We start from the raw sequence: 19,392 nt of genomic DNA, 5'->3' as shown, positions 1-19,392 counted from the left end.
AGTAGGCAATGACACGTTCTGCTAAAAAAGGTCCGTTCTGCGACGCTCATTTGCTGAAGAAAGTTGAGTCGGCAGCAGCTACGCGCGACAAGAAGCCGATCAAGACCTGGTCGCGTCGCTCGACGATTCTGCCGGATTTCATCGGTCTGACGATCGCTGTTCACAACGGCCGTCAGCACGTTCCGGTGTACGTCACGGAAAACATGGTCGGCCATAAGCTTGGCGAGTTCGCACTGACCCGTACGTTCAAGGGTCACGCGGCCGACAAGAAGGCCAAGAAATAAGGGGCTATCAAGATGGAAGTGAAAGCAATTCATCGCGGTGCCCGCATCTCGGCGCAGAAGACGCGCCTTGTGGCTGACCAGATTCGTGGTTTGCCGGTCGACAAGGCGCTGAACGTTCTGACGTTCTCGCCGAAGAAGGCGGCGGGTATCGTCAAGAAGGTCGTGCTGTCTGCGATCGCGAATGCGGAACACAACGAAGGCGCCGATATCGACGAGCTCAAGATCACGAGCATCTATATCGATAAGGCTGCTTCGCTGAAGCGTTTTACCGCACGCGCAAAGGGTCGCGGTAACCGCATCGAGAAGCAATCCTGTCACATCACAGTGACGGTCGGGAATTAAGGAGCCATACGATGGGACAGAAAATTCATCCGACTGGCTTCCGCTTGGCCGTCAGCCGCAATTGGGCTTCGCGCTGGTATGCGAACAACAACAATTTCGCGGCGATGTTGCAGGAAGACATCGGTGTTCGTGAATACCTGAAGAAGAAGCTGAAGAACGCTTCGGTTGGTCGCGTCGTCATCGAGCGTCCGGCGAAGAACGCGCGCATCACGATTTACAGCTCGCGTCCGGGCGTTGTCATCGGCAAGAAGGGCGAAGACATCGAACTGCTGAAGGCCGAGCTGCAAAAGCGCATGGGCGTTCCGGTTCACGTCAACATCGAAGAAATCCGCAAGCCGGAAACCGATGCTCAGCTGATCGCTGACTCCATCACGCAGCAGCTCGAGCGCCGGATCATGTTCCGTCGCGCGATGAAGCGCGCGATGCAGAACGCGATGCGTCTTGGCGCCCAAGGCATCAAGATCATGAGCGCGGGCCGTCTGAACGGTATCGAAATCGCTCGTACCGAGTGGTATCGCGAAGGTCGCGTGCCCCTCCATACGCTGCGTGCCGATATCGACTACGCGACTTCGGAAGCGAAGACCACGTACGGCATCATCGGCGTGAAGGTGTGGGTCTACAAGGGCGACACGCTCGGCCGCAACGATGCGCCGGTGGTGGAAGAAGTGGCAGAAGAAAAGCGTCCGCGCCGCAACGCACGTCCGGGTGGCGATCGCCGTCCGCGCCGTGACGGTGAAGGCGCTCCGGCTGGCGCGCGTCGTGGTGCACCCCGTCGCGCAGGCGGTGACGCGAAGACTGGAGAATAACGATGCTGCAACCGAAACGCAGAAAGTATCGCAAAGAGCAGAAAGGTCGTAACACCGGCAAGGCGACGCGCGGCAACGCAGTGTCGTTCGGTGAATACGGTCTGAAGGCTATCGGTCGCGGCCGTTTGACCGCGCGCCAGATCGAAGCGGCACGTCGTGCAATGACGCGTCACATCAAGCGTGGCGGCCGGATCTGGATCCGTATCTTCCCGGACAAGCCGATTTCGCAAAAACCGGCCGAAGTGCGTATGGGTAACGGTAAGGGCAACCCCGAGTACTACGTCGCTGAAATTCAACCGGGCAAGATGCTGTACGAAATGGACGGTGTCTCCGAAGAACTGGCGCGCGAAGCGTTCCGTCTGGCTGCAGCCAAGCTGCCGCTCAAGACGAACTTCGTTGTGCGTCAGCTCGGCGCCTAAGGAGTAAATGATGAAGGCATCTGAACTTCACCAGAAAGACCAGGCCGCGCTCAACAAAGAGCTCACGGACCTGCTGAAGGCGCAATTCGGCCTGCGTATGCAACTCGCGACCCAGCAGCTCACGAACACGAGCCAGCTGAAGAAGGTCCGTCGCGACATCGCACGTGTACGCACCGTCCTGACTGAGAAGGCGAACCAGAAATGAACGATAGCGTAAAAACCTCGCTCAAGCGGACGCTGGTCGGCAAGGTCGTCAGCAACAAGATGGACAAGACGGTCACCGTTCTGGTCGAGCACCGCGTGAAGCATCCGATCTACGGCAAGTACGTCGTGCGTTCGAAGAAGTACCACGCGCATGACGACGCGAACACGTACAACGAAGGCGATCTCGTCGAAATTCAGGAAACCCGTCCGATTTCGAAGACGAAGGCCTGGGTTGTGTCGAAGCTGGTTGAAGCGGCTCGCGTGATCTGAAGTAGAAGTAGTAGTACGGCGATGCAGTAGTAAGTGGTGTCGCAGTAAGTTTCGCTTGCAAGACCGAGATTATTTGTTATAATCTCGGTCTTCCCTCTTTGTGGGAGCCCCGTCGCGGGCGAAACTGGTGGGGGAAGCCGGTTCAGGCGCCAGCCTGAGTCGACAGATTCACCGGATTGCGATGGCGGGTTTCGTCTGCCCTCGCTGCCTGTTCTAACCCAAGCAGCCAGTTGGCTGACGGGACCAAGACTGACCGGCTGTGCCATGGTGGTGCGACCGGATTAAGTTGGGAAAGATAAACCATGATCCAGACCGAAACTCGGCTTGAAGTGGCCGACAACACGGGTGCGCGTGAAGTCATGTGCATCAAGGTGCTCGGCGGTTCGAAGCGTCGTTACGCTAGCATTGGCGACATCATCAAGGTGACCGTCAAGGAAGCGACGCCGCGCGGACGCGTGAAAAAGGGCGAAATTTATAACGCTGTGGTCGTTCGTACGGCCAAGGGCGTGCGTCGCCAGGATGGCTCGCTCATCAAGTTCGACGGCAATGCCGCCGTTCTGTTGAATACGAAGCTCGAGCCGATCGGCACGCGTATTTTCGGGCCGGTGACGCGTGAACTGCGTAGCGAACGATTCATGAAGATCGTTTCGCTCGCGCCGGAAGTGCTGTAAGGAGTCGCGATGAACAAGATTCGCAAGGGTGACGAAGTCATCGTCATCACCGGCAAGGACAAGGGCAAGCGCGGTACCGTGCTGGCCGTTGCGGAAGACCGTGTCACGGTCGAGGGTATCAACCTCGTCAAGAAGCACGTGAAGCCGAACCCGATGAAGGGTACGACGGGCGGTGTGGAAGCCAAAACGATGCCGCTGCATATTTCGAACGTCGCATTGGTCGACGCGAATGGCAAGGCATCGCGTGTGGGCATCAAGGTCGAAGACGACAAGAAGGTTCGCTTCTTGAAGTCGACCGGCGCCACGCTCAACGCCTGACGCGGAGTTAAAAAATGGCTCGTCTGCAAGAGATTTATAAAGAAAACGTTGTGCCGCAACTCGTTGAAAAGTTCGGCTACAAGTCCGTCATGGAAGTGCCGCGCATCACCAAGATCACCCTGAACATGGGTCTTGGCGAAGCCGTCGCCGACAAGAAGATCATCGAAAACGCCGTGGGCGACCTGACGAAGATCGCTGGCCAGAAGCCGGTTATCACGAAGGCGCGCAAGGCAATCGCAGGCTTCAAGATTCGTCAGGGCTACCCGATCGGCGCGATGGTCACGCTGCGCGGCCAAGCGATGTACGAATTTCTCGACCGTTTCGTGACGGTTGCGCTCCCGCGGGTGCGTGACTTCCGTGGCGTGTCGGGCCGTGCATTCGACGGTCGTGGCAACTACAACATCGGTGTGAAAGAGCAGATCATTTTCCCCGAAATCGACTACGACAAGATCGACGCGCTGCGTGGGCTGAACATCAGCATCACGACTACCGCGAAGACTGACGATGAAGCAAAGGCGCTGCTCGCCGGCTTCAAGTTCCCGTTCAGAAACTGAGGTTACCGTGGCTAAACTGGCACTGATCGAACGTGAAAAGAAGCGCGCGCGCCTGGCAGCCAAGTACGCTCCGAAGCGTGCTGAGCTGAAGGCTGTGATCGATGACGCAAGCAAGTCGGACGAAGAGCGTTACTTCGCGCGTCTGGCGCTGCAACAACTGCCGCGTAACTCGAACCCCACTCGCAAGCGTAACCGCTGCGCGATCACGGGTCGTCCGCGTGGCACGTTCCGCAAGTTCGGACTCGCACGCGGCAAGATTCGTGAAATCGCTTTCCGCGGCGAAATCCCTGGCCTGACCAAGGCGAGCTGGTAATAGGAGAAACATAAATGAGCATGAGTGATCCTATCGCCGATATGCTGACTCGCATCCGCAATGCGCAGATGGTCGAGAAGGTTTCGGTGACTATGCCCTCGTCAAAAGTCAAGGTTGCGATTGCGCAGGTTTTGAAGGACGAAGGTTATATCGACGACTTCGCAGTGAAGGCTGATGGCGCGAAGATCGAATTGAATATCGCGTTGAAGTACTACGCTGGCCGTCCGGTGATCGAGCGCCTCGAGCGCGTCTCGAAGCCTGGTCTGCGCGTGTACCGCGGTCGCAACGACATTCCGCAGGTCATGAACGGCCTGGGCGTTGCCATCGTTTCGACGCCGAAGGGTGTGATGACCGACCGCAAGGCGCGCCAGAACGGCGTCGGCGGCGAAGTCATCTGCTACGTCGCTTAACGCCTAAGGAGAAGAAACATGTCTCGAGTAGGTAAAAGCCCGATCGCGCTGCCGCAAGGCGCGGAAGTGGCCATCAAGGGCGACGTCATCACCGTTAAGGGTCCGCTCGGCACGATCTCGCAAGCAGCTAACAAGCTGGTGAACGTGACGAACGACAATGGCACGCTGAAGCTCGCTCCGGCCAACGAAAGCCGTGAAGCAAACGCGATGTCCGGCACGATGCGCGCCCTGGTGGCGAACATGGTGCAGGGCGTCACCAAGGGTTTCGAGCGCAAGCTGACGCTGGTTGGCGTCGGTTATCGTGCACAAGCGCAAGGCGACAAGCTGAACCTGTCGCTGGGTTTCTCGCACCCCGTGGTGCACCAGATGCCGGAAGGCGTCAAGGCTGAAACTCCGTCGCAGACCGAAATCGTGATCAAGGGGATCGACAAGCAGAAAGTCGGACAGACCGCAGCAGAAGTGCGCGGCTATCGTCCGCCTGAGCCCTACAAGGGCAAGGGCGTGCGTTATTCCGACGAGGTCGTGATCCTCAAAGAAACGAAGAAGAAGTAAGGGTGCGCAATCATGGATAAGACTCAATCTCGCCTGCGCCGCGCTCGTCAGACGCGTGTCAAGATCGCTGAGCTGCAGGTTCCGCGTCTGGCCGTGCATCGCACGAATACGCATATCTACGCGCAAGTGTTCTCGGCATGCGGTACGAAAGTCGTGGCAAGCGCCTCGACGCTCGAAGCTGAAGTGCGCGCTGAACTCGCCGACAAGTCGGGCAAGGGCGGCAACGTCAATGCTGCGACCCTGATCGGCAAGCGTATCGCCGAAAAGGCCAAGGCTGCCGGCATCGAATCCGTCGCCTTTGACCGCTCGGGTTTCCGCTACCACGGCCGCGTGAAGGCGCTGGCTGATGCGGCGCGTGAAGCCGGGCTCAAGTTCTAAGGGAAGAATTCGTCATGGCAAAGATGCAAGCGAAAGTTCAGGCTGACGAACGCGACGACGGCCTGCGCGAAAAGATGATTTCGGTCAACCGCGTGACCAAGGTCGTGAAGGGTGGCCGTATTCTCGGCTTCGCCGCACTGACCGTGGTCGGCGACGGTGACGGCCGGATCGGCATGGGCAAGGGCAAGGCCAAGGAAGTTCCGGTTGCCGTTCAAAAGGCAATGGAACAGGCCCGCCGCAACATGTTCAAGGTGCCCCTGAAGAACGGCACGCTGCAACACGAAGTGCACGGTAAGCATGGCGCATCGGCGGTTCTCCTCGCTCCGGCGAAGGACGGTACCGGCGTGATCGCTGGCGGCCCGATGCGCGCAGTGTTCGACGTGATGGGCGTGCAAAACGTTGTGGCCAAGAGCCACGGTTCGACGAACCCGTACAACCTCGTTCGCGCAACGCTGGACGGTCTGCGCAAGCAGTCGACCCCGGCCGACATCGCGGCGAAGCGTGGTAAGTCCGTCGAAGACATTCTGGGCTAAGGTGGTCACCATGTCTGAAAAAACTGTCAAGGTTCAGCTCGTCAAGAGCCTGATCGGGACCCGCGAAACGCACCGTGCAACGGTGCGTGGCCTCGGCCTGCGTCGCCTCAACTCGGTCTCCGAGTTGCAGGACACGCCGGCAGTGCGCGGGATGATCAACAAGGTCTCGTACCTGGTTAAGGTCATCGGCTAAGCGGCTGACCCTAGGATCCAAGGAGTTGAACATGGAATTGAATAACCTGAAGCCGGCGGAAGGCGCGAAGCACGCTAAGCGTCGCGTCGGTCGTGGCATCGGTTCGGGCCTCGGCAAGACCGCAGGTCGCGGCCACAAGGGTCAGAAATCGCGTTCGGGCGGCTTTCACAAGGTCGGCTTCGAAGGCGGTCAGATGCCTCTGCAGCGCCGTCTGCCGAAGCGTGGCTTCACCTCGCTGACGAAGGAATTCGTCGGTGAAGTGCGCCTGTCCGATCTGGAAAAGCTGCCGGTCGACGAAATCGATCTGTTGGCGCTGAAGCAAGCGGGTCTGGTCGGCGAGCTCATCAAGAGCGCGAAGATCATCAAGACCGGCGAGATCACGCGCAAGGTCACGGTGAAGGGTCTGACGGCAACGAAGGGCGCCCGTGAGGCAATCGAAGCCGCTGGCGGCTCGTTCGCCGAGTAACGCGCTTTCGCCGTTACTAGCACTAGCATCGGAGAAGGTACTTGGCTAACAGCCCGAGTCTCGCAAAAACCGGTCGAAGCGCGGCGAAATTCGGCGATCTGCGCCGGCGTGCAGTGTTTCTGCTGCTGGCGCTGATCGTCTACCGCATTGGTGCGCATATTCCGGTACCCGGCATCGATCCGGATCAACTGGCCAAGCTGTTCCAAAGCCAGTCGGGCGGCATCCTTGGCATGTTCAACATGTTCTCGGGTGGCGCGCTGTCACGGTTCACGATCTTTGCGCTGGGCATCATGCCCTACATTTCGGCGTCGATCATCATGCAGTTGCTGTCGATCGTGTCGCCGCAGATGGAAGCGTTGAAGAAGGAAGGGCAGGCGGGACAACGTAAGATCACGCAGTACACGCGTATCTTCACGGTGGTCCTGGCAACCTTCCAGGCGTTCGGTATCGCGGTTGCGCTGGAAAATCAGCCGGCTCTGGTTCTGGACCCCGGCATGGTGTTCCGGTTGACGACGGTCGTCACGCTGGTGACGGGCACGATGTTCCTGATGTGGCTCGGTGAGCAGATCACGGAGCGCGGTCTCGGCAACGGCATCTCGATCATCATCTTCGGTGGTATCGCGGCGGGTTTCCCGAACGCAATCGGTGGTCTGTTCGAGCTGGTTCGCACCGGTTCGATGAGCATCATCTCGGCGATCATCATCGTCGTGCTGATCGCGGCGGTCACGTATCTGGTCGTGTTCATCGAACGCGGACAGCGCAAGATCCTCGTGAACTACGCGAAGCGCCAGGTCGGTAACAAGATTTACGGCGGACAGTCGTCCCATCTGCCGCTGAAGTTGAACATGTCGGGTGTGATTCCGCCGATCTTTGCGTCGTCGATCATTCTCTTCCCGGCAACCATCCTGAACTGGTTCAGTTCGGGTACGCGTACCAACTGGTTCGCAAACGCGTTGCACAACGTGGCCGAGGCGATCAAGCCTGGTCAACCTGTGTACGTGCTGCTGTATGCGTTGGCGATCGTTTTCTTCTGCTTCTTCTACACCGCATTGGTGTTCAACAGCCGGGAAACCGCCGACAACTTGAAGAAAAGCGGTGCTTTCGTTCCGGGTATCCGTCCGGGCGATCAGACTGCACGATATATCGACCGCATCCTGACGCGTCTGACGCTGGCTGGTGCGATCTACATCGTATTCGTGTGCCTGCTGCCTGAGTTTCTGGTGTTGCGCTGGAACGTGCCGTTTTATTTTGGTGGAACGTCGCTGCTGATCATTGTCGTCGTCACGATGGACTTCATGGCTCAGGTGCAGTCGTACGTTATGTCGCAACAATATGAATCGCTGCTCAAGAAGGCCAACTTCAAGGGTAGCAACGTCCCGATGCGTTAATTAGGACTATGGCCAAAGACGATGTTATCCAGATGCAGGGTGAGGTCATCGAAAACCTGCCCAACGCTACTTTCCGGGTGAAATTGGAAAATGGCCATGTCGTCCTGGGGCATATTTCCGGAAAGATGCGGATGCACTACATCCGCATCCTGCCGGGCGACAAGGTTACGGTTGAATTGACGCCTTACGATCTGTCTCGTGCACGGATCGTGTTCCGGGCGAAGTGATTTGAAAAAAGGGTAATATCATGAAAGTGATGGCATCGGTTAAGCGCATTTGCCGCAATTGCAAGATCATCAAGCGCAAGGGCGTTGTGCGCGTGATTTGCAGCTCTGATCCGCGCCACAAACAGCGTCAAGGCTGAACGCCGCGCTTTTGCTTGCGCTTTTTGTTTGAGGAAAAACAATGGCTCGTATCGCAGGGGTTAACATCCCGAATCACCAGCATACCGAGATCGGCCTGACGGCAATCTTCGGCATCGGTCGCACGCGTTCCCGCGGCATTTGCTCGGCAGCTGGTGTGGAATTTTCGAAGAAGGTCAAGGACCTTACCGACGCAGACCTCGAAAAGCTGCGTGACGAAGTAGGCAAGTTCATCGTCGAAGGCGACCTGCGCCGTGAAGTGACGATGAACATCAAGCGCCTGATGGACTTGGGTTGCTACCGTGGCATGCGCCATCGCAAGGGTCTGCCCCTGCGTGGCCAACGTACGCGCACCAATGCCCGTACGCGCAAGGGTCCGCGTCGTGCAGCGCAATCGCTGAAGAAGTAAGCGGAACTGACAGTTACAGGAAAACGTAATGGCTAAGGCTTCGAACAACTCCGCGGCGCAACGCGTTCGCAAGAAGGTCAAGAAGAACGTCGCCGAGGGCGTGGTTCACGTTCACGCGTCGTTCAACAACACCATTATCACGATCACCGACCGTCAAGGTAACGCGCTGGCATGGGCGACCTCGGGCGGTCAGGGCTTCAAGGGTTCGCGTAAGTCGACGCCCTTCGCAGCTCAGGTCGCAGCCGAATCGGCTGGCCGCGTGGCGATGGAGTACGGCGTGAAGAACCTCGAAGTGCGGATCAAGGGCCCCGGCCCTGGCCGTGAATCGGCGGTGCGCGCGCTGCATGGTCTTGGCATCAAGATCACCGCGATCTCCGACGTGACGCCGGTCCCGCACAATGGCTGCCGGCCGCCGAAGCGCCGTCGTATCTAATACGTCGACGCAACCGCATGTTTCCTGTCGATGCGCGAGTATCGGCGGGTTTCGTGCGTTGTGAAGTTTTACTAAGCCCACCGTTCGGCCCAAAGGGTTCGGACTAGCGCAGACGAGAGTTTGCGTGATCAATATTTAAGGATGCAAAGTGGCACGCTATACCGGTCCCAAAGCCAAGCTGTCCCGCCGTGAAGGCACTGATCTGTTCCTGAAGAGCGCACGCCGCTCGCTCGCTGACAAGTGCAAGCTCGACAGCAAGCCCGGCCAACATGGCCGCATCTCGGGCGCGCGTACGTCCGACTACGGTACCCAGTTGCGCGAAAAGCAGAAAGTGAAGCGTATCTACGGTGTGCTGGAGCGTCAGTTCCGCCGCTATTTCGCTGAAGCCGACCGCCGCAAGGGCCCGACGGGCGAAAACCTGCTGCAGCTGCTCGAGTCGCGTCTCGACAACGTCGTGTACCGCATGGGCTTCGGCTCGACGCGCGCAGAAGCGCGTCAGCTCGTGAGCCACAAGTCGATCATGGTGAACGGCCAGGTCGCGAACATCCCGTCGCTGCAAGTGAAGTCGGGTGACGTCGTGTCCGTGCGCGAGCAGTCGCGCAAGCAGGCTCGTATCGTCGAAGCTCTCTCGCTGGCGCAGCAAGGCGGCATGCCGAGCTGGGTGTCGGTCGACGAGAAGAAGTTCGAAGGCACGTTCAAGTCGATGCCTGAGCGTAGCGACATCGCCGGCGACATCAACGAAAGCCTGATCGTCGAACTGTATTCGCGTTAATCGCGGCGGTAATGGATGGACAGCCGGGGAGCCTGATTGCTCGTGGCAAAGGGTGGCCTCGGCTGTTTATTTTCAGGTTGTCACCGGTCAGCCTTATCGGTGTAACGAGCCGAGGGTATTGAAAAGGAAAACCTATGCAAACCAGTTTGTTGAAGCCCAAGATCATTGCAGTTGAATCGCTTGGTGAAAACCACGCGAAAGTGGTTATGGAGCCGTTCGAACGCGGCTATGGCCACACCTTGGGTAACGCGCTTCGGCGCGTGCTGCTGTCGTCCATGATCGGCTACGCGCCGACCGAAGTGACGATCGCGGGCGTCGTGCACGAATACTCGACGCTCGATGGTGTGCAAGAGGATGTGGTCAACCTGCTGTTGAACCTGAAGGGCGTCGTCTTCAAGCTGCACAACCGCGACGAAGTCACGGTGACGCTGCGCAAGGAAGGCGAAGGTGTTGTCACAGCTGGCGATATCGAACTCGCGCATGACTGCGAGGTCATCAATCCCGGTCACGTGGTCGCGCACCTGTCGAAGGGCGGCAAGCTCGACGTTCAGATCAAGATCGAAAAGGGCCGCGGCTATGTGCCGGGCAACGTGCGTCGTTATGGCGAAGACTCGGCCAAGATCATTGGCCGGATCGTGCTGGACGCGTCGTTCTCGCCGGTTCGCCGCGTGAGCTACGCAGTGGAAAGCGCGCGTGTCGAACAGCGTACCGACCTCGACAAGCTCGTGATGAACATCGAAACCAACGGCGTGATCTCGCCGGAGGAAGCGATTCGCCAGTCGGCTCGCATTCTGGTCGATCAGCTGTCGGTGTTCGCAGCGCTCGAAGGCACGGAAGCGGCAGCGGAAGCGCCGTCGCGCGCGCCGCAGATCGATCCGATCCTGCTGCGTCCGGTGGATGACCTCGAACTCACGGTTCGCTCCGCGAACTGCCTGAAGGCCGAGAACATCTACTACATCGGCGATTTGATCCAGCGCACGGAAAACGAGCTGCTGAAGACGCCGAATCTGGGCCGCAAGTCGCTGAATGAAATCAAGGAAGTGTTGGCATCGCGTGGTCTGACGCTCGGTATGAAGCTCGAAAACTGGCCGCCGGCTGGTCTCGACAAGTAATAGCGAAGATCGATCGCGTTACTGGCAAAGACGCGGATTTTCCTTTAAAATCCGCGTCTTGCTTTTTCTGACCGGCCCGTGCACCCGAACCAGGGCGCAATAGAAGAGCTGGATCAAAACTCGTTTAAGGAACTGAAAATGCGTCATAAGCATGGTTTGCGGAAACTGAACCGCACGAGCAGCCACCGTCTGGCAATGCTCCGCAATATGTCGAATTCGCTGATCGAGCACGAAGTGATCAAGACGACGTTGCCGAAGGCCAAGGAACTGCGCAAGGTCGTCGAGCCCCTCATCACGCTGGGCAAGAAGCCGTCGCTCGCAAACCGTCGTCTGGCGTTCAACCGCCTGCGCGATCGTGATTCCGTGGCGAAGCTGTTCGACGTCCTCGGCCCGCGCTACGCGAACCGTCCGGGTGGCTATCTGAGCATCCTGAAGTTCGGTTTCCGCGTCGGCGACAACGCACCGATGGCGCTGATCCAGTTGATGGATCGCCCGGAAGTCGAAGAGACGGAAGAAGTGCAAGAAGCGGAATAAAATCCGATTCGAGTCGTTAGCAGAAAGGCCAAGCTCAGCTTGGCCTTTTTGTATTTGGCCTGCGGCTTTTCAGCGCGCCTGCCTGTAAAGATGCGTGACGGCCGCCGATGCTACGATATGCAATTGGCCTCTCGCGCCTTCCGGAGTTTCCCGAGTGAACGTCCCCGTCGTTTTGATGCTCTCCACGCTGCCCGACGCCGCCGCAGCTGATGCGCTCGCGCAAGCGGCGCTCGAAGCGCGTCTTGCCGCGTGCGTGACGAACGTCGGCGCGGTGTCGTCGCGGTATCACTGGAACGGCGCGCTGGAGTCGTCACAGGAAGTGCAGTTGCTGTTCAAGACGAGCGTCGCGCGTAGCGAGGAGTTGCAGCGCTTCGTCGAGACTCGGCATCCGTATGAAACGCCCGAGATCCTCGTCTGGCAGGTGGATGCCTCGCCGGGCTACGGTCAGTGGGTCAACGCAGAAACGCAGCGTCCTATTCATGTTTGAGTTTTCTCGTCTTCTCGCGCGTCGTTTCTTCGGCGTGTTTCTGTTCCTGGCGGCGTTTGCGCTGTTGTCGGGCGCCGCGCGCGCAGCCGACGATTTCCTCGACCCCGACGTCGCGTTCAAATTCAGCGCATCTGAAAATCCCGGCGAAGTGGTTGTGCGCTACAAGATCGCGGACGGCTACTACATGTACCGCGAGCGTTTCGCGTTTGCCGTGAAGAGTGGCGATGCCACCATCGGCGCCGCGCAACTGCCGGCGGGCAAAGTGCACTTCGACCAGACATTCAACAAGGATGTCGAGACCTACCGCGGTGTATTGCTCATCCACATTCCCGTGACGCAGGCGAAAGGTCCATTCGAACTAGCGGTCACATCGCAAGGATGCGCGGATCAGGGCATCTGTTATCCGCCGATGGAGAAGACCTACCGCGTCAAAGGCGATGCCCTGCAACCGGCGGGCGCCGCGCCATCTGTTTCTCCGAAAGAACCTGTCAATTCGTGGTTCGAGCGCGCGACGAGCGCGGATTACGCGCAATCGATGCTCGAAGGCGGCGGATTCTTCGCCGTTGTCGGACTGTATTTTCTCGCTGGCATGGTCCTGAGCCTGTTGCCGTGCTCGTATCCGATGATCCCGATCCTGTCCGCGATCATCGTCGGGGAAGGCGCGCGCGTGACGCGTTCGCGCGGATTCGCGTTGTCGGTTTCGTACGTGATCGGCATGGCGCTCGTTTATACCGTGCTCGGTATCGCGGCCGCGCTGATCGGACAAAGCCTCGGCGCGTGGCTTCAGAATCCGTGGGTGCTCGGCGCGTTCGGCGTGCTGCTCGCGGCATTTGCGGTTGCGCTGATTTCAGGCGTCGACATCGCATTGCCCGAGCGCTGGCAAAGCGGCGTGAACGAGGCGTCGCAGAAACGCAGCGGCGGCAAGTTTGCGGCGGTTGCCGCGATGGGCGCGCTCTCTGCACTTGTCGTCGGTGCGTGCATGACCGCGCCGCTGTTCGCGGTGCTCGCGTTCATCGCGCATACCGGGAATGCAGTGCTCGGTGGCGCGGCGCTGTTCGCAATGGGCGTCGGGCTCGGCGTGCCGCTCCTGATGATCGGGTTGGGCGCGGGCTCGATCCTGCCTCGCGCAGGCGCGTGGATGGACGGCGTGAAAGTGTTCTTCGGCGTCGTGCTGCTCGCAGCCGCGCTCTGGATCGTATGGCCGGTGATCGGCGGCGTCGCGCAGATGTTGTTAGCGGCGCTGTGGCTGCTGATCGCGGCGGCATCGCTTGGATTGTTCTCGTCAGGCGCGGCGCAACCACTCGGCATCTGGACGCGACTCGGACGCGGGCTCGGCGCGGCGTTCGCGATCTGGGCAGCGACGTTGCTCGTCGGATTGGCCGCGGGTTCGACGGATCCGCTGCGTCCGCTCGCCTTGCTCGCATCCCGAGGCGAATCGTCCGCTTCGGCGAGTCCGCAAGCATTGGGACCGACGTTCGCGCCCGTGCGTTCATCGGCGGAACTGGACTCGGCCGTGAAGGCCGCCGCGCGTCCCGCGATGCTCGACTTCTACGCCGACTGGTGCGTATCCTGCAAGGAAATGGAGAAGCTGACGTTCTCCGACGCCCGCGTGCAGGCGCGTCTCGCGCAACTGAATCTTCTCCGCGCGGACGTGACCGCCAACAATGCCGACGATCGGGCGCTTCTCAAGCGCTTCAAACTGTTCGGTCCGCCGGGCATCATCTTCTTCGATGCAGCGGGCAATGAAGTTGCACGCGTCGTCGGTTATGAATCGGCGGACAGGTTCCTGAAAAGCCTCGACAAGGTCGGACCTTCGAACGGATAAGAAAAAGGGCGATGCATCAAGCAGCGCCCTTTTCGTATCGCAAGCCAGAGACCTTACTTCGACGCCCGCAGAATCCGCGCGGCATCCAGCGCGAAGTACGTCAGCACGCCGTCCGCGCCCGCGCGCTTGAACGCGAGCAACGCTTCCATCATCACCTTGTCGTGATCGATCCAGCCGTTCTGCGCGGCGGCCTTGATCATCGCGTACTCACCGCTCACCTGATACGCGTAAGTCGGGAAGCGGAATTCGTCCTTCACGCGGCGCACGATGTCGAGATACGGCATGCCTGGCTTGACCATCACCATGTCGGCGCCTTCCTCGATGTCCATGCGTACTTCGCGCATGGCTTCGTCGGAATTGGCCGGGTCCATCTGATACGTCATCTTGTTGCTCTTGCCGAGATTCGCAGCCGAACCGACTGCGTCGCGGAACGGACCGTAGAACGCCGACGCGTATTTCGCCGCGTACGCCATGATGCGCGTGTGGATGTGGCTTTCGCTTTCGAGCATCTCGCGAATCGCGCCGATGCGGCCGTCCATCATGTCCGATGGCGCGACGATATCCACGCCCGCCTCAGCCTGCGTGCGCGCCTGTTCGACGAGAATCTCGCTCGTTTCGTCGTTCTTCACGTAACCTTCTTCGTCGAGCACGCCGTCCTGGCCGTGGCTCGTGTACGGATCGAGCGCGACATCCGTCAGCACGCCGAGCATCGGGAAGTTCTTTTTCAGCTCGCGCACGGCGCGCGGGATCAGGCCTTGGGGATTGGTTGCCTCGCGGCCATCGGGCGTCTTGAGCGCCGGCTCGATCGCCGGAAACAGCGACAGCACCGGCACGCCCAGTTCGACGCATTGCTCGGCGACCTTCATCAGCAGATCGACGGACGTGCGCTCGACACCGGGCATCGACGGCACGGCCTGGCGCACGTTCGCGCCTTCGACGATGAAAACCGGGTAAATGAGGTCGTTCGTGGTGAGGATGTTTTCGCGCATGAGACGGCGCGAGAAGTCATCGCGGCGCATGCGGCGCGGCCGATGGTGAGGGTAGAAGCTCATGTCTTGACTCGAATTGGAGTGGTCTTCCGGAGGACGTCGAAAACGGCTTCCAAAGCGCGTAAATCCTTGCCGAACAAGCACTTGGCCGCGTCTGAAACCGTTTTGAGACAATGGTATATCATACCGATCGAGCGAGGCGCTTGCCGCCGGACTCCCCGCTTCTCCTCCCTGAGCGGGTGCCTGTCGATATTCGATTAGGCTGTTAACCCGCCGTCATGCGGCGGGTTTTTTTATGGCCGCGCGCGCCGCGCGATGGCTCACTCTTTCGCGTCTTCCGCCGCGTTCTCGCCCGCTTTCTCAGGTATCAGCCAGCTTTCGATCAATTCATGTGCTTCATCGAGACCCGTGCGCTTGAGGGCGGAGAAAAGCTGCGCGGTGAGTTCGCCGCGATAGCCCGCGTCCTTGTATTCCGCGAAGGATTTTTTCGTCGCGCGCAGGGCGTTGGTCATCTCCTGTCGCGTCAATTTGTCGCATTTGGTGAGCAGCGCGTGGATCGGCTTTCCGGTGGGCGCGAACCAGTCGATCATGATGCGATCGAGTTCGGTGAGCGGGCGGCGCGAATCCATCATCAGGATCATGCCGCACAGCTGCGCGCGACTCTGCAGATAGGTGGAGAGCAGCCGCTGCCAATGCTCTTTTGCGGCGCCGGGCACTTCGGCGTAGCCATAGCCGGGAAGATCGACGAGATAGGCGACAGGCGCCGCTTCAGGCCCTACCGAGAAGTAATTGATGTGCTGCGTGCGGCCCGGCGTCTTGCTGGCGAACGCGAGCCGCTTCTGGTTGCACAGGATGTTGATCGCGGTCGATTTGCCCGCGTTCGAACGTCCCGCGAACGCGATTTCGGGCTGCGGCGTGGGCGGCAGATCGCGCAGGTGATTGACGGTCGTGAAGAAGCGGGATTGGTGAAGCAGAAATGACATTGGCGGGCCCAATCGAAAGAGCTGCGAAAACTTCAAGCCTTGAGAACCCGGCAAATACTGGGCATGCCCCGACTGGCGTCTTTGCGTGTAGCGGGTTATTGTACAATACGACGGATTTTTAAAGATCAGCACGGGCACGCAAGACCCTGGCCGCAGGCGGCACCCACAGAGGAGCGAGACAGTTTTTGGGGCACTTTTTGAGCCTCTTCGTCCAGCGCGTTCGGGTATCTTGCGGCGATGATCGGTCGCCGTCGTTTTTTGCAGAACCTCACATTCTCACAAGACGAAAAACAGGGTACGCGAATGAACCGACTGTACAGGTCTCTGGTGGTGATTCGGGCAGCGGCGGCTTTCGGTGCAGGATTGAGTGGACTAGCGGTATCGATGTCAGTGAACGCGGCGGAGCCCGCGCAACCGGCGAAGCCGGATGTGGCGAGAGGGCAGGCCGTCGCAACCCAGGTGTGCGCGGCATGTCACGCGGCGGATGGCAACAGCGCCGGCGCGGCGTTTCCGAGGATCGCGGGCCAGCACGCCGAATACATCGTCAAGCAGTTGAAAGACTACAAGACGCAGCCGGGTGCCAAGGCACCGTTGCGCAACAATCCGATCATGGCGGGCATCGCGGGCGCGCTGTCGGATCAGGACATGTTGAACGTCGCGGCGTACTTCGCGTCGCAGAAGGCCAAGCCCAACTATGCGCGCGACAAGAATGACGTCGCGCTGGGCCAGAAGATCTACCGCGGCGGCATCGCGGACAAGGGCGTGCCGGCATGCGCTGCGTGCCACGGTGCGACGGGCATGGGCATTCCGGTGCAGTATCCGCGGCTCTCGTGGCAATGGGGCGATTACACGGTGGCACAGTTGAACGCCTTCGCATCGGGGCAACGCAACAACAGCGAGCCGATGCACCAGATTTCCTCGCGTCTGAATGAAGCGGAGATGAAGGCGGTTGCGGACTACATCGCCGGTTTGCATTAAACGCGCATGATCAGCGTCCAGCGCTTCCCGGCGGAACGCGGGAAGCGTCCATACTACGAAGCCGGTCCCGGAAAGATCCGAGAAGACCGGCGCGAAAACAAGAAAAGGGTGGGACGTCGGTCGATGAGACCGCCAGCGTCTCCACCCTTTTTTGCTGTCCAGTCGGAGTTTGAATGAGCGTCACCACATCGGGTCTGCAGTCGAAGTCGGGCCGCCGCGCCCTCAGGCATTTTGTCGAACTCGTCAGTTCGATGCGCTTTGCCATCGCGTTGCTGGTCATTCTGGCGATCGCGAGCATCATCGGCACGGTGCTCACGCAAGACGATCCGTACCCCAACTACGTCAATCAGTTCGGCCCGTTCTGGGCGGATATCTTCCGAGGCCTGAGCATCTACACCGTGTACAGCGCATGGTGGTTCATGCTGATCCTGATCTTTCTCGTGATCTCGGTGTCGTTGTGCGTGATCCGCAACAGCCCGAAGATGGTCGCGGACATCAAGAGCTGGAAAGATCGCGTGCACGAAGGCGGGCTTCGCGCGTTCCATCACAAGGGCGAATTCGCGGTGTCGACGAACCGCGCACAGACGGTGGCGACGCTCGAGCGGCTCTCCGCGAAAATGGGCTACCGCTTCAAGACGCGCGAGACCGACAACGGCGCGACGCTCATCACCGCCAAGCGCGGCGCGATGACCAAGATCGGCTACATCTCGGCGCACGTCGCGATCGTCGTGATCTGTCTCGGCGGGCTGCTGGACAGCAATCTGCCCATCAAACTGCAGATGTGGATGTTCAACAAGACGCCGATCAGCAGCAACGCCGTCATCAACGACATTCCGCCCGAGCATCGCCTTTCGACCTCGAACCCGACGTTTCGCGGCTACGCGTGGGTGCCCGAGGGCCAGTATGTCGGCACGGCGATTCTGAACCAGCAGGACGGATCGATCATCCAGGATCTGCCGTTCTCCATCGAGCTGAACAAGTTCATCGTCGATTACTACTCGACCGGCATGCCGAAGCTCTTCGCGAGCGACATCGTCGTGATCGATCACAAAACGGGCAAGCGCATTCCGGCGCGCGTCGAAGTCAACAAGCCGTTCACCTACGACGGCATCTCGATCTATCAGTCGAGCTTTCAGGACGGCGGCTCGAAGCTCGAAATGACGGCCTGGCCGATGACCGGCGGCAGTGCGAAGGCCGCGCCGTTCAGCGGGACGATCGGCGGCACGGCGCCCATCGGCACGCAGTTCACGGGCGCGCAGGGCGAGACGGTCGAATTCACGGATTTCCGCGCGATCAACGTCGAGAACATGACGGACGGCAGCGGCGCGCCCGACGCGCGCGGCGTAGGCAAGAAGGAAACGCTGCGCGATGCCTTCGACGAGCGCCTCGGCTCCGGCGCGAAAACCTCAAAGCCCACGGATCTGCGCAATATCGGTCCGTCGGTGCAATACAAGGTGCGCGGCACGGACGGCCAGGCGCGCGAGTACAGCAACTACATGCTGCCGATCAATGTCAGCGGCCAGCGCATGTTCCTCGCGGGCATGCGCGTGAGCCCGAACGATCCGTTCCGCTATCTGCGCATTCCCGCCGACGAAAATGGCGCCGTGAAGCAATGGATGAACCTGCGCGCGGCGCTCGCCACGCCCGCGACGCGCACCGAAGCCGCGCATCGTTTCGCGTTGCGTTCGGTTCCGCAAGAAAACGGCGAATTGCAGAAGCATCTGGAAGAGAGCGCGATTCGCGTGCTGAATCTGTTTGCCGGCGCCGACGAAACGGGCAAGGCGACGACCAATCCGCAGATGATTGGCGGTTTCCAGAGCATCGCGACGTTCATCGACCGCTCGGTGCCGAAGGGCGAGCAGGAAAAGGCCGCCGGCCTGCTGATGCGCATGCTCGAAGGCGCGATGTGGGACGTATGGCAGATTTCCCGAGAGCAAAACGGCCTTCCGAGCGCTAAAGTGGATGAGAAGAGCTCCGCGTTCGTGCAGTCGTCCATCAACGCGCTGTCCGACAGTTTCCTGTACGGCGCGCCGGTCTTCCTGCAACTGGACAACTTCAAGCAGGTGCAAGCTTCGGTATTCCAGTTGACGCGCGCGCCAGGTAAAAATCTGGTGTATCTTGGCAGCCTTCTGCTGGTGGTCGGCATTTTCTCGATGTTCTACGTGCGCGAACGCCGGCTCTGGTTCTGGCTCAAGGATACGGGGCAAGGCGGCGCGAGCGTGCTGATGGCGATGTCCACGGCGCGCCGGACGTTCGATTTCGAGAAGGAGTTCGTCCGCACACGCGCGCAGATCGCGGCGGCGCTCGGCGCGAAGCCAGTCGATCCGGCCGATCCGTCCCCCGCACCCGGCGCGGCCCAGCACTCGCAATCCGAGACATCGAGCTCGGAAGTTTCAACACGGTAAGA

At 59.9% G+C, this 19,392-nt stretch carries 30 protein-coding genes; 28 read left to right on the top strand and 2 right to left on the bottom strand.

The features are described from left to right. The first annotated feature begins 8 nt into the window (after positions 1–8). From rpsS to dsbD, 26 genes are all read left to right on the top strand, one after another. Positions 9–284, top strand: a complete 276-nt coding sequence (gene rpsS / locus BTHE68_RS11940) for a 30S ribosomal protein S19 (protein ID WP_035506764.1) — start codon at positions 9–11, stop codon at positions 282–284. A 12-nt stretch (positions 285–296) separates the two neighbouring features. Further along, the gene (gene rplV / locus BTHE68_RS11935) at positions 297–626 is read left to right on the top strand and encodes a 50S ribosomal protein L22 (RefSeq protein WP_011490054.1); all 330 of its coding nucleotides are present in this window, start codon (positions 297–299) and stop codon (positions 624–626) included. 11 nt (positions 627–637) lie between these two features. Beyond that, on the top strand, positions 638–1,432 hold the full coding sequence (rpsC, locus tag BTHE68_RS11930) for a 30S ribosomal protein S3 (protein ID WP_162066474.1): 795 nt from the start codon (positions 638–640) through the stop codon (positions 1,430–1,432). A gap of 2 nt (positions 1,433–1,434) precedes the next feature. Beyond that, the gene (rplP, locus tag BTHE68_RS11925) at positions 1,435–1,851 is read left to right on the top strand and encodes a 50S ribosomal protein L16 (protein ID WP_008343852.1); all 417 of its coding nucleotides are present in this window, start codon (positions 1,435–1,437) and stop codon (positions 1,849–1,851) included. A gap of 10 nt (positions 1,852–1,861) precedes the next feature. Further along, positions 1,862–2,056 (top strand): 50S ribosomal protein L29, encoded by a 195-nt coding sequence (gene rpmC / locus BTHE68_RS11920; protein WP_035933103.1) that lies wholly within the window; start codon positions 1,862–1,864, stop codon positions 2,054–2,056. Beyond that, positions 2,053–2,325, top strand: a complete 273-nt coding sequence (gene rpsQ, locus BTHE68_RS11915) for a 30S ribosomal protein S17 (RefSeq protein WP_008343854.1) — start codon at positions 2,053–2,055, stop codon at positions 2,323–2,325. Before rpmC ends, rpsQ begins: the two co-directional genes overlap by 4 nt. Before the next feature lie 302 nt (positions 2,326–2,627). Next, positions 2,628–2,996 carry a 50S ribosomal protein L14 gene (gene rplN / locus BTHE68_RS11910; protein WP_006998478.1) on the top strand — a complete coding sequence of 123 codons (369 nt, stop codon included), beginning with the start codon at positions 2,628–2,630 and terminating at the stop codon, positions 2,994–2,996. Between the two features lie 9 nt (positions 2,997–3,005). Then, positions 3,006–3,314, top strand: coding sequence for a 50S ribosomal protein L24 (gene rplX, locus BTHE68_RS11905; protein WP_061179118.1), 309 nt, complete (start codon positions 3,006–3,008; stop codon positions 3,312–3,314). Positions 3,315–3,328: 14 nt separating this feature from the next. After that, positions 3,329–3,868, top strand: coding sequence for a 50S ribosomal protein L5 (gene rplE / locus BTHE68_RS11900; protein WP_162066473.1), 540 nt, complete (start codon positions 3,329–3,331; stop codon positions 3,866–3,868). A gap of 7 nt (positions 3,869–3,875) precedes the next feature. Further along, entirely contained in the window at positions 3,876–4,181 is a 306-nt protein-coding gene (gene rpsN, locus BTHE68_RS11895) for a 30S ribosomal protein S14 (protein ID WP_016346471.1), read from the top strand. 14 nt (positions 4,182–4,195) lie between these two features. Beyond that, entirely contained in the window at positions 4,196–4,591 is a 396-nt protein-coding gene (gene rpsH, locus BTHE68_RS11890; RefSeq protein WP_044041653.1) for a 30S ribosomal protein S8, read from the top strand. Positions 4,592–4,609: 18 nt separating this feature from the next. Further along, entirely contained in the window at positions 4,610–5,143 is a 534-nt protein-coding gene (gene rplF / locus BTHE68_RS11885) for a 50S ribosomal protein L6 (protein ID WP_162066472.1), read from the top strand. Positions 5,144–5,155: 12 nt separating this feature from the next. Beyond that, positions 5,156–5,521 carry a 50S ribosomal protein L18 gene (gene rplR / locus BTHE68_RS11880; protein ID WP_061179115.1) on the top strand — a complete coding sequence of 122 codons (366 nt, stop codon included), beginning with the start codon at positions 5,156–5,158 and terminating at the stop codon, positions 5,519–5,521. 14 nt (positions 5,522–5,535) lie between these two features. Beyond that, the gene (gene rpsE, locus BTHE68_RS11875) at positions 5,536–6,054 is read left to right on the top strand and encodes a 30S ribosomal protein S5 (protein ID WP_008343875.1); all 519 of its coding nucleotides are present in this window, start codon (positions 5,536–5,538) and stop codon (positions 6,052–6,054) included. A gap of 10 nt (positions 6,055–6,064) precedes the next feature. Next, the gene (rpmD, locus tag BTHE68_RS11870; RefSeq protein WP_010106952.1) at positions 6,065–6,247 is read left to right on the top strand and encodes a 50S ribosomal protein L30; all 183 of its coding nucleotides are present in this window, start codon (positions 6,065–6,067) and stop codon (positions 6,245–6,247) included. Between the two features lie 31 nt (positions 6,248–6,278). Beyond that, positions 6,279–6,713, top strand: a complete 435-nt coding sequence (rplO, locus tag BTHE68_RS11865; protein WP_035506750.1) for a 50S ribosomal protein L15 — start codon at positions 6,279–6,281, stop codon at positions 6,711–6,713. A 41-nt stretch (positions 6,714–6,754) separates the two neighbouring features. Continuing rightward, positions 6,755–8,101, top strand: a complete 1,347-nt coding sequence (gene secY / locus BTHE68_RS11860) for a preprotein translocase subunit SecY (RefSeq protein WP_061179114.1) — start codon at positions 6,755–6,757, stop codon at positions 8,099–8,101. A gap of 8 nt (positions 8,102–8,109) precedes the next feature. After that, positions 8,110–8,328: a translation initiation factor IF-1 gene (infA, locus tag BTHE68_RS11855; protein ID WP_004521905.1), complete on the top strand. Its 219-nt coding sequence runs from the start codon at positions 8,110–8,112 to the stop codon at positions 8,326–8,328. Positions 8,329–8,348: 20 nt separating this feature from the next. Next, positions 8,349–8,465 carry a 50S ribosomal protein L36 gene (gene rpmJ / locus BTHE68_RS11850; protein WP_004199844.1) on the top strand — a complete coding sequence of 39 codons (117 nt, stop codon included), beginning with the start codon at positions 8,349–8,351 and terminating at the stop codon, positions 8,463–8,465. A gap of 41 nt (positions 8,466–8,506) precedes the next feature. Beyond that, entirely contained in the window at positions 8,507–8,872 is a 366-nt protein-coding gene (gene rpsM / locus BTHE68_RS11845) for a 30S ribosomal protein S13 (RefSeq protein WP_061179113.1), read from the top strand. Positions 8,873–8,900: 28 nt separating this feature from the next. After that, positions 8,901–9,305, top strand: a complete 405-nt coding sequence (rpsK, locus tag BTHE68_RS11840; protein ID WP_006052224.1) for a 30S ribosomal protein S11 — start codon at positions 8,901–8,903, stop codon at positions 9,303–9,305. A gap of 148 nt (positions 9,306–9,453) precedes the next feature. After that, on the top strand, positions 9,454–10,077 hold the full coding sequence (rpsD, locus tag BTHE68_RS11835; RefSeq protein ID WP_061179112.1) for a 30S ribosomal protein S4: 624 nt from the start codon (positions 9,454–9,456) through the stop codon (positions 10,075–10,077). A 134-nt stretch (positions 10,078–10,211) separates the two neighbouring features. Beyond that, positions 10,212–11,189: a DNA-directed RNA polymerase subunit alpha gene (locus tag BTHE68_RS11830; RefSeq protein ID WP_162066471.1), complete on the top strand. Its 978-nt coding sequence runs from the start codon at positions 10,212–10,214 to the stop codon at positions 11,187–11,189. A gap of 138 nt (positions 11,190–11,327) precedes the next feature. Next, the gene (rplQ, locus tag BTHE68_RS11825; protein ID WP_162066873.1) at positions 11,328–11,723 is read left to right on the top strand and encodes a 50S ribosomal protein L17; all 396 of its coding nucleotides are present in this window, start codon (positions 11,328–11,330) and stop codon (positions 11,721–11,723) included. 154 nt (positions 11,724–11,877) lie between these two features. Next, positions 11,878–12,210 (top strand): divalent-cation tolerance protein CutA, encoded by a 333-nt coding sequence (gene cutA / locus BTHE68_RS11820; RefSeq protein WP_162066470.1) that lies wholly within the window; start codon positions 11,878–11,880, stop codon positions 12,208–12,210. Further along, a complete protein-coding gene (dsbD, locus tag BTHE68_RS11815; RefSeq protein WP_162066469.1) occupies positions 12,203–14,035 on the top strand; it encodes a protein-disulfide reductase DsbD in 1,833 nt (610 codons plus the stop codon). Before cutA ends, dsbD begins: the two co-directional genes overlap by 8 nt. Before the next feature lie 53 nt (positions 14,036–14,088). Here dsbD and hemB read toward each other — a convergent pair whose 3' ends face one another. Then, complete coding sequence (hemB, locus tag BTHE68_RS11810) at positions 14,089–15,087, bottom strand: porphobilinogen synthase (protein WP_162066468.1); 999 nt, start codon at positions 15,085–15,087, stop codon at positions 14,089–14,091. Positions 15,088–15,344: 257 nt separating this feature from the next. Next, positions 15,345–16,007, bottom strand: coding sequence for a ribosome biogenesis GTP-binding protein YihA/YsxC (yihA, locus tag BTHE68_RS11805; RefSeq protein WP_162066467.1), 663 nt, complete (start codon positions 16,005–16,007; stop codon positions 15,345–15,347). Positions 16,008–16,310: 303 nt separating this feature from the next. On the opposite strand from yihA, the gene BTHE68_RS11800 reads away from it, so the two are divergent. Together BTHE68_RS11800 and BTHE68_RS11795 are read left to right on the top strand one after the other, a co-directional pair. Beyond that, complete coding sequence (locus BTHE68_RS11800; RefSeq protein ID WP_162066466.1) at positions 16,311–16,985, top strand: c-type cytochrome; 675 nt, start codon at positions 16,311–16,313, stop codon at positions 16,983–16,985. Positions 16,986–17,158: 173 nt separating this feature from the next. After that, entirely contained in the window at positions 17,159–19,390 is a 2,232-nt protein-coding gene (locus tag BTHE68_RS11795; RefSeq protein WP_162066465.1) for a cytochrome c biogenesis protein ResB, read from the top strand. Positions 19,391–19,392: the final 2 nt, after the last annotated feature.

Source organism: Burkholderia sp. THE68 (genome assembly GCF_009938265.1).
Lineage (GTDB): Bacteria > Pseudomonadota > Gammaproteobacteria > Burkholderiales > Burkholderiaceae > Caballeronia.
This window is presented reverse-complemented; position numbering and strand designations above follow the sequence as displayed.